Genomic DNA, 16,020 nt, shown 5'->3' with positions numbered 1-16,020 from the left:
GATTAACAAACTAACCCCAAATTTAATAGAACAGATTAGGGCTATCATCGCTAAATAAGCCGATTAAACAGCGCCAATGCCGTAGGCAATACTTGGCGATGCTGTCTAATGCTATATTGTTATAACCAAAGCGGTTTAAGATTCAGATTTTGCCAGTACTGCCATGACTGGTTTAAAACTTTTGCGGTGTTCAGCTAATACCCCATGTTGTGCTAATGCTTCAAAATGGGCTTTAGTTGGGTAACCTTTATGATTGGCAAACCCATATTGTGGATATCTGGCATCAAGCTCAGCCATTTCCCTGTCGCGGGTTACCTTGGCAATAATCGATGCGGCGCTTATTGCTGCCACCAAGCCATCACCTTTGATAATGGCATGACTAACGATTCCAAACTCTGGACTACGATTCCCATCCACCAACACTCGCTCTGGGGTAATAGTTAAGCCTTGCACTGCCCGCTGCATAGCCAGCATGGTGGCATGGAGAATGTTAAGTTCATCAATCTCTAATGGGGATGCACGGCCGACACTAATGCATAAGGCTTTTTCACTGATTTCAGTAAATAGCAATTCACGGCGTTTTTCAGTTAATTTTTTTGAGTCATTTAAGCCTGATATCGGATTATTAGGGTCTAAAATAACTGCTGCGGTAACCACATCACCCACTAATGGGCCTCGGCCAACTTCATCAACACCCGCGACCACGCCGCGGCTAATGTATTCAACTTGTTCGGGGGTAATACCCTTTATTACTGCAGGAATACGACTCACAAATCACCTCTAAAATTGCCATAAAAAAACCTGCTTGAGCGAATAACATCACTCAATCAGGCTTTAAAAATTACTGATATTAATCGAGTAAGTTAATTACCGCGTCAGCAGCTCTATCGCTGGCATTGCAGCGTAAACTGCGATGAATTTGCTCAAACTCTTGCTTAAGCGGCGTAAAATCTGCATTTAACTGCTCAATCACTGCAGCTGAAATATTCTCAGGATTACACTCATCTTGAACAATTTCAGGAATAAGCTTTTTGCCCGCGAGCAAGTTTGGCAAAGAGTAATGCTCAACTAACATCATGCGTTTAGCAATTTTGTAAGTCAGCGCATTAACCCGATAAGACATCACCATAGGCCTTTTAACCAGCATGGCTTCAAGTGCTGCAGTGCCTGATGCTAGTAAAATAGCGTCAGCTGCGGCCATGACTTCCCTTGATTGCCCTTCAATTAAATCGATAACCAAATCTGGTGCATACAGCTCAAGGGCGGCAATAAACTGCTCCTTACGGGCCTTATTAACCAGTGGCGTGACAAACTTAATATCTGGATAAGCTTGCTTAACAATCAGCGCCGCTTTAATAAAAGGTTCAGCTAACTGTTTTAGCTCACCACCGCGAGATCCAGGCAAAATGGCTAAATATTCTGCATTAGGGTCTAAACCCAGCAGTTTACGGGCAGCTAACTTATCGCTTTCAAGCGGAATATCATCCGCTAAAGTATGACCGACAAAGGTACATGGCACCTGATGTTTGTCATAAAACGCTTTTTCAAAAGGTAATAACGACAACACCATATTGGTGGCTTTTTCGATTTTGAAAATACGTTTTGGACGCCAAGCCCAGACCGACGGACTCACATAATGGACCGTTTTTATGCCTTTATTTTTTAACTTGAGTTCAACCCCAAGGTTAAAATCTGGCGCATCAATACCAATAAAGCAATCAGGTTTTGCTGCACAAATTTGCTCAATCAAACTGGCGCGCACTTTAAGTAAACGCGGCAGCCTTGCTAACACTTCAACAATCCCCATAACGGCAAGCTCTTCAAACGAAAAAAAGCTCTCGAAACCAAGAGCCTCCATTTGAGGACCACCAATGCCAATAAAGCGCGCATCTGGGTAGTGATTTAGTAGCGACTTAATTAAGCCTGCGCCTAAAATATCGCCGGAGATTTCTCCGGCGACCATAGCAAATATACGAGGGGTATTATTTGTCATTATCAATACTATCGAATGATCCCGCGAGATGAACCATTAATGAATTCAACCATGCCTTTAACGTATTCATCGGCTTCAGCGTCTTCAGTAATTTCAGCTAATGCTTCTTCAATCGTTAAATTTTTACGATATAGCGATTTATAGGTACGACGAATAGCATGTTGGGTTTCTTTAGTGAAACCTCGGCGCTTCAAACCTTCAACGTTCAGACCTCTTGGGATAGCTGGGCTACCGGCTGCCATCACAAATGGCGGCACATCTTGAAAGATGGTTGAAGAGCCTGCAGTAAACGCATGGGCACCAATATGTACAAACTGATGTACACCAGTCATGCCACCTAAAATAGCCCAATCACCAACATGTACATGGCCTGCAATAGAAGCATTATTTGCCATGATAATATTGTCACCTAACACACAGTCATGAGCGATATGCACATAAGCCATAAGTAGGTTATTTGAACCTATACGGGTTTCACTATTATCTTGAATGGTACCGCGGTGAATAGTCACGTTTTCACGAATGATATTATTATCACCCATGATTAAAGTTGTTGGCTCACCAGCATATTTCTTATCTTGGCATTCTTCGCCAATTGAAGAAAACTGGAAGAAACGATTGCCTTTACCAATGACACTTGGGCCTTTGATAACGACATGTGAACTAACCCAAGTATCGTCGCCAATTTCAACGTCAGCGCCAATATAACTCCAAGGGCCAATCGTGACATTGTTACCAATTTTTGCGTCTGGGTGAACGAATGCTAACTTATCAATCACTTGTTGATCTCTCTGCGTGCACACATGATTTCGGCTGAACAGGCTAGCTCGCCATCGACGAATGCTTGTCCTTCAAATACACCAATTCCTCGGCGCTCTTTAATCATTTTAACGTGGAAATGAATCTGATCACCTGGAGATACCACCCGCTTAAAACGTGCTTTATCAATACCAGCAAGTAAATATAAGACATCTGGTGATGGATCTGGACTCATGGTTTTAAATGCAAGCAAACCTGTTGCTTGGGCCATCGCTTCAATGATTAATACACCAGGCATTACTGGTTTAACTGGGAAGTGACCTTGGAAAAAAGGCTCATTAAAGGTGACATTTTTAATCGCATGTAAAGACTCACCTACGGTGTAATCTAGAACACGGTCAACTAACAAAAAAGGGTATCTATGAGGAAGATACTGAAGGATCTCTTCAATATCCATGGTATTTAATTGGTTTGACACGCTAATTCCTCGCAATGGCAATCATGCCATGACTTCTAATCTTGTATTTTCTTTTCAATCACTTTGACGCGATTAAATAATTCATCTAAATGACGGAAACGAACAGTATTGCGACGCCATGATTTGTTATCCATTGCAATTGTAGCAGATGAATACAAACCTGGTTTACGAATTTCGCTTGTCACATTGGTGCTGCCAGAGACATGGGTGCCGTCTGCAACCTTCAAATGGCCTGCGATACCGCTACCGCCACCAATAATACAGTACTTACCAAGAGTCGCACTACCGGCTAGGAATGAGGTTCCTGCAATAGCGGTATTTTGGCCGACAACACAATTATGGGCAATTTGAACTTGGTTATCGATGATAACGCCATCATGAATTTCTGTATGAGATAAAGCACCACGATCTACTGTGGTATTGGCGCCAATTTCTACATTATCGCCAATTCTTACACCACCAGTTTGTGGGATTTTGATCCAGTTACCGCGCTCGTTCGCATAGCCAAAGCCATCAGAACCAATCACGCAACCAGAATGAAAAATACATTGCTGACCAACAATCACATCATGATAAAAAGTCACATTGGCTTTTAAAATACAGCCAGAACCTATGATAGATTGCTCGCCAATAACACTACCTGCAGCAATTTGTACGTCATTACCAATAATGACATTGGCATCGATGACAACATTAGCCCCTATAGCGACATTCTCGCCCAGTTGCGCTGAGGCATCGATTTGTGCCGAGGGGTGGATACCTTTGGTAACTTTTGGGGTGGTATCTAAAAGTTGTGCTACCCGTGCAAAGCCCACGTATGGGTCTTTTAACACTAAAGCATTGCCGCTGTAATCTTCGGCATCTTTTTCACTCAATAACACCGCACCCGCTTGAGATGTCTCAAGCTGGGCACGATATTTACTATTGGCTAAAAAAGAAAGTTGATCTGAGGCGGCATCTTCTAGGGTCGCAACACTGGTGATCACCAAAGTGTCGTCGCCTTTAACAGATGCGCCTAATAGCTGACCAAGCTCTTTTAAAGTCACGGTTTTCATTAGTTGCCTTTACTTAACGCTTGAACAACTTTATCACTGATATCAGCATCTGGCTTAACGTAGATAACTGCACCACGTTGCAATACGATGTCATAAGACTCTTTTGCAGCAATAGTATTAATCGCTTCTTGTACTTTAACTAAAAGCTTGTTTTGCTCTTCACCTTGACGACGACGCATATCTTCATCAAGTGCTTTGCCTTTTAATTGGAAATCAGACTTTAGTGATTCCATTTCACGTCCAAGCTCAGTTTTTTGACTTTCGCTCATTAACGCGCCATCACGTTGTTGCTTTTCAACTAATGTACGCATTTGTTCTTGCATTTTTTGTACGTCAGCAACTCGATCACCAAACTCAGTTTTTAGTGACTGTGAAATTTGTTCACGTTGAGGCAGTTGCTCAAATACTTCGCCCATATCAACCACAGCAATTTTTTCAGCATGTGCCATCATAGGTGCACTTAAAAATGCCATTGTTACTAACGCGCGATTTAACATCTTTTTCAAAATAGACTCCTTGTTATTATCAGCAAAACTTGCTGAGTGTATTTGTTTTAGAACGTTTTGCCAATGTTGAACGAAAATATCTCTGTTTCATCATCTTCGTACTCTTTAATCGGCCAAGCCAAGCTAAACACCATAGGTCCCATTGGTGATAACCATTGGACGCTCATACCCCAAGAGGCACGGATCCGACCTGGGTCGCTATAATCTTCCAGTTTGTCAAACTCATCCGCTGGAAGGTATCTATACGAGTCATAATCAAACTCGGTATCCCATACGTTACCAGCATCAACAAAGAAACTAGTACGTACTGAATTAGAATAAGCCTCATCCAAGAAAGGCGTTGGAACAATCATTTCCACACTGGCAGTCGCAATGGCATTACCACCAATAGAACGACCAGAACTCACTTGAATTCGGTTAGGATCACCTGGCAGTGTACAGCCGTCACCTGATGGATCTGGCGCACATGGCTCACTACCACGATATAAATAGAACGAACGAGGGCCGACAGAATTAGACTTAAAGCCACGTAATGAGCTACTACCACCTGAGTAATAGTTTTCCCAGAAAGGCAAAATTTGATCATTATCATTAAACTTACCATAACCATTGGCATAACCTAAGCGCGCTCGCGTTAGTAACACAAAGCTGTGGTTACGGGTTAATGGTAAGTAAAAGTTGGTATCAAAGTCAGTTTTAAAATACTGCAGATCCGACCCTGGAATGGTTGCTTTCGCACTTAGGCGCTGCGATGAACCATCTGTTGGGAAGGTGCCGCGGTTTAATGTACTGCGATACCAACCACCATTTATCTCAAAGTTATCAAAGGCTAAATCAGAATTCGGGTCATCAGACTCACGGTAAACATTATAGAAACGTAATGCTTGTTCGTAAGCAGAGATTTCTGAAATCGCGTTATGACGATAGCCGATACCACCATTTAAACGGTTATTTTCGTTTATCGGGAAGCCTGAGTTTACCGCGATGCCATAAGATTTATTCTTATAACGCTCAAGGTTAGCCTCGTTTGCATCAAACTCGTTCCAGAAGATACTGCCGCCTAAGCTCACACCATCTTTAGTAAAGTACGGGTCAGTGTAAGAGAAGTTAACGTTCTTAGAATACTTATTGGTATTTAAGTTAATACCCGCTTGGTTACCCGTACCTAAGAAGTTACTTTGCTGTACACCAAACTGCAGACTTAAGCCTGATTCAGTACCATAACCCACACCGGCGTTAAATGAACCAGATGGCTGTTCTTTCACATTGAAAGCCACATCCACTAAGTCATCACTGCCAGGTACTTGTACGGTTTCAGTATCAACTGTTTCAAAGTAACCTAAACGGTTTAACAATACTTTTGACTGCTCAACTTGAGCTGAGTTTAACCACGCACCTTCCATTTGACGTAGTTCACGACGCATTACTTCATCTTTAGTAACTGTGTTACCGCTGAAGTTAATTGAGCGCACGTAAACACGTTTACCAGGGTTAACATTAATGTTTAATGCAACCTCTTTGGTTTCGTCATTAATTTCTGGATAGGTTTTTACTTCAGGATAAGCATAACCAAAACGGCCTAAATACTTGCTGTACATTTCTTCGGTGAAGGTAACATCACCACCGTTGTACATATCGCCTTCTTTGATCGGCAAGATAGCCTTCATCAACTCTTCACGGCCCATTAAATCACCGGTTAAGTTAACTTCAGAGACCTCGTACTTATCACCTTCATCAACATTGATGGTGATGTACAAGCCTTTTCTATCAGGGGTCATTGCCACTTGGGTTGATGTTACCGCAAAGCGAATATAACCTTGGTTGTGATAGTAGGTTTTTACCGTTTCTAAATCAGCTTCAAGCTTTTGCTTTTGATAACGGCGCTCACCAAATAAGTCCCACCAAGCAACGTAATCTTTAAGCTCAAGTAAACCAATTAATTCAGAATCTGAAAAAACGGTATTACCCACTACGTTAATTTGGCGAATTTCAGCCGCTAAGCCTTCAGTGAAGTTAAATTTAAGTTCAACACGGTTACGAGGTAAGTTAATGACTTCTGCTTCAACTTTCGCGCCGTATTTACCCACACCGTAATAGAAATCTTGCAGGCCTTTTTCGATGCCTGACAACATGGTTCTATCAAGTGACTCACCGATTTTAATACCTGAGCCGTCTAAGCTTTCTTGTAACTGCTCATCTTTAATATCTTTGTTACCTTCAAAGGTAACAGCACTGATAGTGGCACGCTCTTTAACGGAAACAAGCAATACGCCATCTTCATGGCTAACACTGATGGTTTCGAAGTTGGTTGAGGCATACAAGCTTTTAATGGCTTGCTGTAATTTTACTTGGTCTACCGTATCGCCCACTTTAACGGGCAGGTTTAGCAAGGCAGCACCAAGTGCGACTCGCTGTAAACCATCAATCTGGATGTCGGTCACTTCAAATGGTTGGAAAGTTTCCGCCATACCATTGCCTGAAAATGACGCGCCGACTAAAATCATCGAGGCAAAAAGTTTATTCAATCTCATAGAGCACTTCTAATTATTTGTGTTCCCTGCTCAGAGTCTGGAAAAATCATTAAAGAGTGCAACACTCATCAACAATAACAGCATCGCTGCGCCAAACCTGAATCCTATGTCCTGTACCTTCTCCGGTACAGGCTTACCCGTAATCACTTCGATAAAGTAATACAGCAAGTGTCCCCCATCGAGCACTGGCAAAGGCATTAAATTAATGATGCCTAAGTTCACACTGATGAGTGCGATAAACCCAAGAAAGTACACAAATCCATAGTCTGCACTGGTACCAGCACCTTGAGCTATAGAAATAGGACCACTTAAGTTTTTCACCGACACATCGCCGGTAAACAGTTTTCCAATCATCTTAAAGCTGACAACCACCAGTTGCCATGTTTTATCAGCGGCTGCTGTGAAGGAATCTACTATGCCATACTCAAGCTGGAAGCGCATACTTTCCGGCCAATCAATTTGAGTAGGACTTACCCCGACCATGCCAATCATTTGGCCTGCAGCATTGGTTTGTGCTTGCGGGGTGACATTAAGGGTTAATGCTTGATTATCACGTAATATTTTTAGCTGCACCGTTTTATCGGCAGACTTTTGTATCACATCTACAAACGCATTCCAATCGCGGTATGGTTTACCATTGATGGCAGTAATTTCATCGCCAACCTGCATACCAGCATATTCTGCCGCGCTACCTTTGGTGATCAAGGCTATTATAGGCTCAATGGCTGGGCGATAAATACCTAAACCAATTGCACTAATTGGCGATTCTTTATCGGGGTCAAATGTCCATTGGCTAATATCAAGCGTATGGGATTGACCAAGCTGGGCATCTGTAACGGCCGCATTAAGCGGTGTAAGACTGATCTCTAACGAATCGCCGCCAATATGACTCACTAACGCTAAATTAACTTCTTCCCAGTTTCTGACTTTTTGACCAGATACCGATAAAATTTGCATTGGCTCTTTAATGCTTATCTGCGCCGCAGGAGTATTGGCTTTGGTGGTATCAATAACAGGCTTTAAAGAAGGTACGCCAATGATGTACATAAGGTATAAGGCAACAATGGCGAACAAAAAGTTGGCCATGGGCCCGGCTGCCACAACCGCAATACGCTGCCAAACGGTTTTTCGATTAAAAGCTTGGTCGAGTAATTCCTCTGGGACTTCTTCTACTCGCTCATCAAGCATTTTGACATAACCGCCAAGCGGGATCATCGCCACAACGTACTCAGTGCCGTCTTTACCAACCTTGCGCCAAATGGCTTTACCAAAGCCAATAGAAAAACGTTCGACTTTTATGCCGCAACGGCGTGCAACCCAAAAATGTCCGTATTCATGAACTGTAATCAAAATACCTAATGCGACAATAAATGACCCTAGGTTCCATAAAAAATCTAACATTGTTCTCCTAAGAACTAGTTAATTGAGTTAATTGCTTCATGAGCAATAGCACGTGCTTGTGCATCTAACTGTACAATATCTTCAATCGTCGATAACGACGACTGCGGCACTTTTAATAAACACGCTTCATTAACTTTAGCGATGTCAGTGAACTTGATTTGTTCAGCTAAAAAGGCTGCTACGGCAATTTCGTTTGCGGCGTTAAGTACTGTTGTCGCCTCTTGTCCCTGCTCACAAGCCTGCATTGCTAAGCCTAAACATGGGAAACGATTGAAGTCAGGTTCACAGAAGCTCAATTCTCGGACTTTGAAAAAGTCCAAAGGTTCAACTCCAGCGTTAATTCTTTCAGGAAAAGACATACAATGGGCAATAGGTGTACGCATATCTGGGTTACCCATTTGTGCGAGCACTGAACCATCTCGATATTGCACCATAGAGTGAATCACACTTTGCGGGTGAATAACCACTTTCAATTGCTCAGCCTTAGTATTAAATAACCAGCGCGCTTCAATAAACTCAAGACCCTTGTTCATCATGGTGGCTGAATCGACTGAAATTTTAGGTCCCATTGACCAATTAGGGTGATTACACGCTTGTGCTGGCGTCATGGATTGAAGCGCGGCTAAATCGGCGGTTAAAAATGGGCCACCAGAGCCTGTCAGTAAAATATGCGAAATACCAGATGCGGTTAAATCACAGTGCCCAAGGTTGGCTTGAATATCGGCAGGTAAGCACTGAAAAATAGCATTATGCTCACTATCGACCGGCAGTAGGGTCGCGCCACTTTGCACTGTAGCCTGCATAAACAATTCGCCAGACATGACTAAGGCTTCTTTATTTGCCAGCAATACCCGTTTGCCCGCTTTAACTGCGGCAAAGGTTGAAACAAGACCTGCTGCGCCGACAATCGCGGCCATAACCGTATCAACTTCAGAAGCCGTGACAAGACCTAATAACGCATCCTCACCTGTTGTCACCTTAGTGGCAATATTAGCAGGTATACGCTGCTGCAGCGCCTTAGCTGCAGATTCATCGACCATATGTGCATATACTGGTTTATGCTCGATACATAATGACAACATTTTATCGACGCTGGCATTGGCAACGAGACCATAAACCGCATATTGCTGTGGGTTTTGGCTAATAACACTTAACGTACTTGACCCAATGGAGCCAGTAGCGCCTAAAATGACCATATTTTGCATTGTATTAAATCCAGAATGCGATGTAGATAAGAGTGAAGATCGGTAGTGCAGCCGTTAAACTGTCCATTCTATCGAGTACTCCACCATGGCCTGGTAAAATAGTACCTGAATCTTTTATATCAGCAGCACGTTTAAACATGCTTTCAGATAAATCACCAAAGGCTGAAGCTAAAGCGGTTATCAGCGTAACGGTAATCACTAAAGCTAATTCTTGTTCTGGTGAGTAATACATCACCCCACATGCGACGACCAAGGTTGCTAATAAGCCACCAATCAAACCTTCAAGGGTTTTATTAGGGCTAACATTGGGCATCAATTTATGCTTACCAAATGCGCGACCAGCAAAATAAGCACCTGTATCAGCGGCCCAAACAACTAACATGACTAAAAAGACTAAGGTGCCGCCAAAATAAGGGTCAACATTACTGCTGATTGATTTGAGCGTAATGAGGGCAACAAAACAGGGAATAAGTGTTAGCTGACCAAACATCGACTTCAGCATTGGGCTGTTTTTCCATATGCTGTCAGTTTTAGGAAATGAAATAACTAAAAGTGCGCTTAAAAACCACCAAAAAGCACCAATAGCAATAATAGAGACAAAAATAGGGTGTAATTGGCCTTTAAGCCACATTGCATCCACAGGTACGATAAAGTTTAACGCTAATAAAATAACGGTGACTGTGACGGTAAATGTCCACTGGGTCACTTTACACTCAGGGTCAATAAAGCTGCCCCACTCTTTTGCGCCGATCATGAATACCGGCACCAAAACCCAAGCAAAATACTCTGCAGGCAGAAAGAAAATGGCCCCTATAACGAGAGGAAGTAACCATAATACTGTTATAATTCTTTGTTTTAACAAAAGTTTAGCCTCTTAATTCTTTATATAGCGCGAATTTCTTCGATTTGACTGCCTGTCAAACCAAAGCGGCGCTGTCTACTGGCAAATACAGCAAGGGCATCTTTAAACGCTTGCTCATTGAAATCTGGCCATAAGGTGTCAGTAAAGACTAACTCCGCATATGCAGCCTGCCATAAAATAAAATTACTGATGCGGTAATCACCGCCTGTCCGGATCATCAAATCAACTTCATTTTGTCCGTGCATGCACAGTTGTTGATTTAATAAATCTTCAGTTAACTCATCGGATGCTAAATCACCTTGGGCGACTTTATCCGCTAACTTTTGTGTCGCTTGTAAAATATCCCAGCGGCCACCATAGTTAGCAGCAACATTAAGCACTAAACCAGTATTGCCTGCCGTTTTTTGTTGTGCTTCATGGATCTGTTTTTGTAAACGTGCAGAAAAGCGGCTGATATCACCGATAATATTTAAACGCACTTGATTATTATGCAGTAGTTTGATTTCGCGCTGTAATACAGTGAAAAACAATTCCATCAGCAAACTGACTTCTTTATCAGGACGACGCCAATTTTCACTGGAAAAAGCAAACAAGGTTAACGACTCGATTTGTAACTGGCTCGCCACACTGACAGCCCGACGCACGGCCTTTACACCGGCCTTGTGGCCGAACACTCTTGGTTTACCTTGTTGCTGAGCCCAGCGGCCATTGCCATCCATAATGATGGCAACATGTTTAGGCAACGACTGTTTAACCACATCAGATAATTGCCCAGGCAATTGCTCTGATGAATCAATATCGGTATCTAATTGTGTTTCTGGCTCAAATCCAACAGTGGATGACATCTATTACAACCCTTTCAAATAGACAAACGCCGTGTAGTATAACCTTACACGGCGCTTCAACTCTAGCTTTGCTATGAGGAGAATTAGACTTCCATCAATTCTTTTTCTTTAACAGCTAAAATTCCATCAATATTCTTGATGCTAGCATCGGTGAACTTCTGAATTTCATCTTCGCTACGGCGAACATCATCTTCAGTACACTCTTTTGCTTTCTCAAGCTTTTTAATTTCGCTGATAGCATCACGGCGAACGTTACGGACTGCAACACGGCCATTTTCAGCTTCACCACGAACCACTTTGATGAAATCTTTACGACGCTCTTCAGTCAATGCTGGTAATGGAATACGCATTGAGTTGCCGGCAGTCATTGGATTTAAGCCTAAATCAGAGCTCATAATCGCTTTTTCTACAGCTTGCACCATAGTAGCATCAAATACAGTTACATTTAGCGTACGTGAGTCTTCGATACCAATATTAGCAACTTGCTTAAGTGGTGTCATAGAACCGTAGTAAGAAACCTGAATTGAATCAAGTAAACTTGGGTGAGCACGGCCGGTACGCACTTTGGCCATTTGGTTTTTAGTTGCTTCAACACATTTGCTCATACGTTCTTGAGCATCTTCTTTAATTGTATTAATCACGTTAAATATCCTTTTGGTCACAAACACTTAATACCTGAACGGCACCTTGATAATGGTACACGGGTTGCCCTATGTCGATACCCGTTCAAGTTAAATTTCTAAGCCTGATTTAGCTTGATTTTTTAGCGCTAATATACGTGCCTTCTTCTTCACCCATGATAACACGGCGCAATGCACCTGGCTTATTCATGTTGAATACTAATATTGGCATGTTGTGGTCACGGGCTAGCGTAAATGCTGCTAAGTCCATTACCTTAAATTCGTTTTCTAACACTTCGTTGAAGCACAGGGTGTCGTATTTAACCGCTTCTGGATCCTTCATTGGATCAGCTGAATAAACACCATCAACTTTAGTGCCTTTAAGTACAACTTCAGCTTCAATTTCAATGCCGCGTAAGCAGGCTGCTGAATCGGTTGTACAGAATGGATTACCGGTACCCGCTGCAAAAATCACAACACGACCCGATTTTAATAAACTGATTGCTTCAGCCCAGTTGTAGTCATCACACACACCTTTTAAAGGAATGGCTGACATCAAACGTGCATTTACATAGGCACGGTGCAGTGCATCACGCATTGCAAGGCCGTTCATTACGGTTGCTAACATTCCCATATGATCGCCAACAACACGATTCATACCAGCTTGCGCTAAGCCTTCACCACGGAATAGATTACCACCACCAATTACAACCCCAACTTGAATACCTAACTCAACCAGTTCTTTGACTTCTTGAGCCATACGATCAAGTACTTTAGGGTCAATACCGAAGCCTTCTTCGCCCATCAAGGCTTCACCACTTAATTTTAAAAGAACGCGTCTAAATGCAGGTTTTGGATTGGTGCTCATAACTTTTTCCTAATTATAACAAAACCGCAGCGGTTGCTGCGGCTTTAGGGTATGAAGAGATGTTGAATTACGCTTTTTTAGTAGCGGCGATTTGTGCAGCAACTTCTGCAGCGAAATCTTCTTCTTTCTTCTCGATACCTTCACCCACTTCTAAACGAATGAAGTTAGATACTGTTGCGCCTTTCTCTTTAAGAATATCGCCAACAGTTTTCTTAGGCTCCATGATGTAAGCTTGACCAGTAAGAGAGATCTCACCAGTAAACTTCTTCATACGGCCAATAACCATCTTCTCAGCGATTTCTTGAGGCTTACCTTCGTTCATCGCGATTTCTACTTGAAGCGCTTGCTCACGAGCAACAACATCAGCAGGTACGTCAGTTGGATTAACGAATTCAGGCTTAGAAGCAGCAACATGCATTGCGATGTGCTTAAGTGTTTCAGCGTCAGCTTCACCCGTTACAACAACACCGATACGGTCGCCGTGACGGTAAGTCGCTTGAGTAGCGCCATCGATGTACTCGATACGACGAACGTTGATGTTTTCACCGATTTTAGCTACTAAAGCAACACGAGTTTCTTCAAACTGTGCTTTTAGCTCTTCGATTGTTACTTTAGATGCAGCAGCAACTTCAAGTACTTCGTTAGCAAATGCTAAGAAGTTACCGTCTTTAGCAACGAAATCTGTTTGGCAGTTAACTTCTAATAATGCTGTGTAGCCTTCAGCTTGCTTGATTAGAATTGTACCTTCAGCAGCAATGTTACCTGCTTTTTTAGCAGCTTTTGCAGCACCGCTCTTACGCATGTTATCAATCGCTAGCTCGATATCACCGTTAGTTTCAGTCAATGCTTTTTTACAGTCCATCATGCCAGCGCCAGTGCGGTCACGAAGTTCTTTAACTTGGGCAGCAGTAATTGCCATTGTTAAGTCCTCAAATTTGATTCGTTTAATATTTCATCTATAAAACAGGGGCCTAAAGGCCCCTGTTCACCAATTAATTATTGGCAAATAAGGGAGATGGTAACCATCAACCTTATTAAACAGTTTCTACGAAACCGTCTTGCTCAGCTTGAACAGCTAAATCTTGACCACGGCCTGAGTTAGCAGCTGCAGCAACAGAAGAAGTGTACAAACGGATAGAACGCATAGCATCATCGTTACCAGGAACGATGTAGTTAACGCCATCTGGAGCAGAGTTAGTATCAACAACAGCAACAACTGGGATACCTAAGTTGTTAGCTTCTTTAATAGCGATATGCTCGTGGTCAGCACCGATAACGAATAATACGTCAGGTAAGCCGCCCATGTTTTTGATACCACCAAGAGATTTTTCTAACTTCTCTAGCTCGCGAGTACGCATTAACGCTTCTTTCTTAGTAAGCTTGTCGAAAGTACCGTCAACAGACTGGCTTTCTAGCTCTTTAAGACGTTTGATTGACTGACGAACAGTTTTCCAGTTAGTCAACATACCGCCTAACCAGCGGTGATCAACGTAGTACTGGTCACAAGAGATTGCAGCTTCTTTGATAGCTTCGCCAGCAGCGCGCTTAGTACCAACAAAAAGAACTTTACCTTTCTTAGAAGCAACATTGCTAATGAAAGCTAAAGCTTCGTTGAACATTGGTACAGTGTGCTCAAGGTTGATGATATGAACACCATTACGTGCACCGAAGATGAAAGGTTTCATCTTAGGATTCCAGTAACGAGTTTGGTGACCGAAGTGAACACCAGCTTGAAGCATGTCGCGCATTGAAACAGTAGTCATTTTATATACCTTAATTTGGGGGGTTAGACCTCCACGGATCCCATACCTTCGACCCTTGCCTAAAATAGACTAAGAGCACCCCGAAGAATGTGTCGATACGTGTGTGATTTAGTATTTAGTTAAATTGCCATCTATAACATGTATAATGGCCGCCATATTTTACTCTTAGTGAAGCAATAAGTGAAGAAAGCTTTGATGCTTAGTTCACTTTTATGTTTCGTTAAGACTTATACATAACGGCGCGCTTTATATCATAACTGGGTAAAAAGTACAAATTTTGCCACATTTTAAATGCGCTTTTTTGACAGCGACAACGGTAAGAGAAAATTCATGAGCATAGTTATCAAGACAGCAGAACAAATCGAAAAAATGCGTGTAGCAGGTAAATTAGCCGCTGACGTGTTAGAAATGATAGCCCCACATGTAAAAGTGGGAGTAACGACAGATGAGTTGAATGAAATCTGTGCTAAATACACTGAAGAACATGGAGCTATCTCTGCACCGCTGAACTATCACGGCTTTCCAAAATCAATCTGTACTTCGGTAAATGAAGTCGTGTGTCATGGTATTCCTGGCCCTTACATATTAAAAGACGGTGACGTGCTCAATATCGATATCACAGTGATCAAAGATGGCTTTCATGGCGACACCTCTAAAATGTTTTTAATTGGTGATGTTAGCCCTAAAGACAAACGTCTAGTTCGTATTGCTCAAGAAAGCCTTTATTTAGCCATTAAGAAAGTCAAGCCGGGTGCTAAGTTAGGTGAAATTGGCACTGCTATCGAAAAGTTCATTAAAGCCAGTAAATCTGGTTTAGACAAATACTCAATCGTGCAAGATTATTGTGGTCACGGCATCGGTGAAGGCTTTCACGAAGAGCCACAAGTGGTCCATTATAAAAACAACGACAAAACGGTTTTAAAAGAAGGCATGTGTTTCACAATCGAGCCAATGATTAATGCTGGACGCTACACAACGGTTTTAGATAAAGAAGATAACTGGACAGTGACCACTTCAGATGGTAAAAAATCAGCACAATGGGAACACACATTGCTAGTGACTAAAACCGGAGTCGAAGTACTCACACTACGTAATGAAGAAGAATTCCCAAGAACGCTTTAATTTTTAGGTAAA

General features: G+C 42.3%; 16 protein-coding genes. 1 reads left to right on the top strand and 15 read right to left on the bottom strand.

What is annotated here, in order from left to right:
- Positions 1 to 135 precede the first annotated feature (135 nt).
- The 15 genes from rnhB to rpsB all read right to left on the bottom strand — a co-directional run bounded on the left by rnhB (position 136) and on the right by rpsB (position 14,886).
- Positions 136 to 762: a ribonuclease HII gene (gene rnhB / locus Q4546_RS13030; protein WP_241900949.1), complete on the bottom strand. Its 627-nt coding sequence runs from the start codon at positions 760 to 762 to the stop codon at positions 136 to 138.
- 88 nt (positions 763 to 850) lie between these two features.
- The gene (gene lpxB, locus Q4546_RS13025) at positions 851 to 1,993 is read right to left on the bottom strand and encodes a lipid-A-disaccharide synthase (RefSeq protein ID WP_303446385.1); all 1,143 of its coding nucleotides are present in this window, start codon (positions 1,991 to 1,993) and stop codon (positions 851 to 853) included.
- A gap of 8 nt (positions 1,994 to 2,001) precedes the next feature.
- Positions 2,002 to 2,772, bottom strand: a complete 771-nt coding sequence (lpxA, locus tag Q4546_RS13020; RefSeq protein WP_102439644.1) for an acyl-ACP--UDP-N-acetylglucosamine O-acyltransferase — start codon at positions 2,770 to 2,772, stop codon at positions 2,002 to 2,004.
- Positions 2,769 to 3,230 (bottom strand): 3-hydroxyacyl-ACP dehydratase FabZ, encoded by a 462-nt coding sequence (gene fabZ / locus Q4546_RS13015; RefSeq protein WP_076542894.1) that lies wholly within the window; start codon positions 3,228 to 3,230, stop codon positions 2,769 to 2,771. The genes lpxA and fabZ overlap by 4 nt, the downstream gene beginning before the upstream one ends.
- A gap of 35 nt (positions 3,231 to 3,265) precedes the next feature.
- Positions 3,266 to 4,285, bottom strand: a complete 1,020-nt coding sequence (gene lpxD, locus Q4546_RS13010) for a UDP-3-O-(3-hydroxymyristoyl)glucosamine N-acyltransferase (RefSeq protein WP_102439645.1) — start codon at positions 4,283 to 4,285, stop codon at positions 3,266 to 3,268.
- Complete coding sequence (locus Q4546_RS13005; RefSeq protein WP_102439646.1) at positions 4,285 to 4,782, bottom strand: OmpH family outer membrane protein; 498 nt, start codon at positions 4,780 to 4,782, stop codon at positions 4,285 to 4,287. Before Q4546_RS13005 ends, lpxD begins: the two co-directional genes overlap by 1 nt.
- A 56-nt stretch (positions 4,783 to 4,838) precedes the next feature.
- Positions 4,839 to 7,322: an outer membrane protein assembly factor BamA gene (gene bamA, locus Q4546_RS13000; protein WP_102439647.1), complete on the bottom strand. Its 2,484-nt coding sequence runs from the start codon at positions 7,320 to 7,322 to the stop codon at positions 4,839 to 4,841.
- 30 nt (positions 7,323 to 7,352) lie between these two features.
- Positions 7,353 to 8,723, bottom strand: a complete 1,371-nt coding sequence (gene rseP / locus Q4546_RS12995; RefSeq protein WP_102476173.1) for a sigma E protease regulator RseP — start codon at positions 8,721 to 8,723, stop codon at positions 7,353 to 7,355.
- A gap of 14 nt (positions 8,724 to 8,737) precedes the next feature.
- Positions 8,738 to 9,928 (bottom strand): 1-deoxy-D-xylulose-5-phosphate reductoisomerase, encoded by a 1,191-nt coding sequence (gene ispC, locus Q4546_RS12990; protein ID WP_303446384.1) that lies wholly within the window; start codon positions 9,926 to 9,928, stop codon positions 8,738 to 8,740.
- Positions 9,929 to 9,932: 4 nt separating this feature from the next.
- Entirely contained in the window at positions 9,933 to 10,790 is an 858-nt protein-coding gene (locus Q4546_RS12985; protein ID WP_102439650.1) for a phosphatidate cytidylyltransferase, read from the bottom strand.
- Positions 10,791 to 10,810: 20 nt separating this feature from the next.
- Complete coding sequence (locus Q4546_RS12980; protein WP_102439651.1) at positions 10,811 to 11,635, bottom strand: isoprenyl transferase; 825 nt, start codon at positions 11,633 to 11,635, stop codon at positions 10,811 to 10,813.
- 83 nt (positions 11,636 to 11,718) lie between these two features.
- On the bottom strand, positions 11,719 to 12,276 hold the full coding sequence (gene frr / locus Q4546_RS12975; RefSeq protein WP_076542902.1) for a ribosome recycling factor: 558 nt from the start codon (positions 12,274 to 12,276) through the stop codon (positions 11,719 to 11,721).
- Positions 12,277 to 12,385: 109 nt separating this feature from the next.
- Complete coding sequence (gene pyrH / locus Q4546_RS12970; protein WP_076542903.1) at positions 12,386 to 13,123, bottom strand: UMP kinase; 738 nt, start codon at positions 13,121 to 13,123, stop codon at positions 12,386 to 12,388.
- 67 nt (positions 13,124 to 13,190) lie between these two features.
- Complete coding sequence (gene tsf, locus Q4546_RS12965; RefSeq protein WP_076542904.1) at positions 13,191 to 14,042, bottom strand: translation elongation factor Ts; 852 nt, start codon at positions 14,040 to 14,042, stop codon at positions 13,191 to 13,193.
- A gap of 115 nt (positions 14,043 to 14,157) precedes the next feature.
- On the bottom strand, positions 14,158 to 14,886 hold the full coding sequence (gene rpsB, locus Q4546_RS12960; RefSeq protein ID WP_076542905.1) for a 30S ribosomal protein S2: 729 nt from the start codon (positions 14,884 to 14,886) through the stop codon (positions 14,158 to 14,160).
- A gap of 330 nt (positions 14,887 to 15,216) precedes the next feature.
- Here rpsB and map point away from each other — a divergent pair, with 330 nt between their 5' ends.
- A complete protein-coding gene (map, locus tag Q4546_RS12955; RefSeq protein ID WP_076542906.1) occupies positions 15,217 to 16,008 on the top strand; it encodes a type I methionyl aminopeptidase in 792 nt (263 codons plus the stop codon).
- Positions 16,009 to 16,020: the final 12 nt, after the last annotated feature.

Origin of the sequence: Shewanella sp. 4_MG-2023, from assembly GCF_030548015.1 — a bacterium.
GTDB lineage: Bacteria > Pseudomonadota > Gammaproteobacteria > Enterobacterales > Shewanellaceae > Shewanella.
Note: the sequence above shows the minus strand (reverse complement) of the source record. Positions and strands in the feature narration are given on the sequence as shown.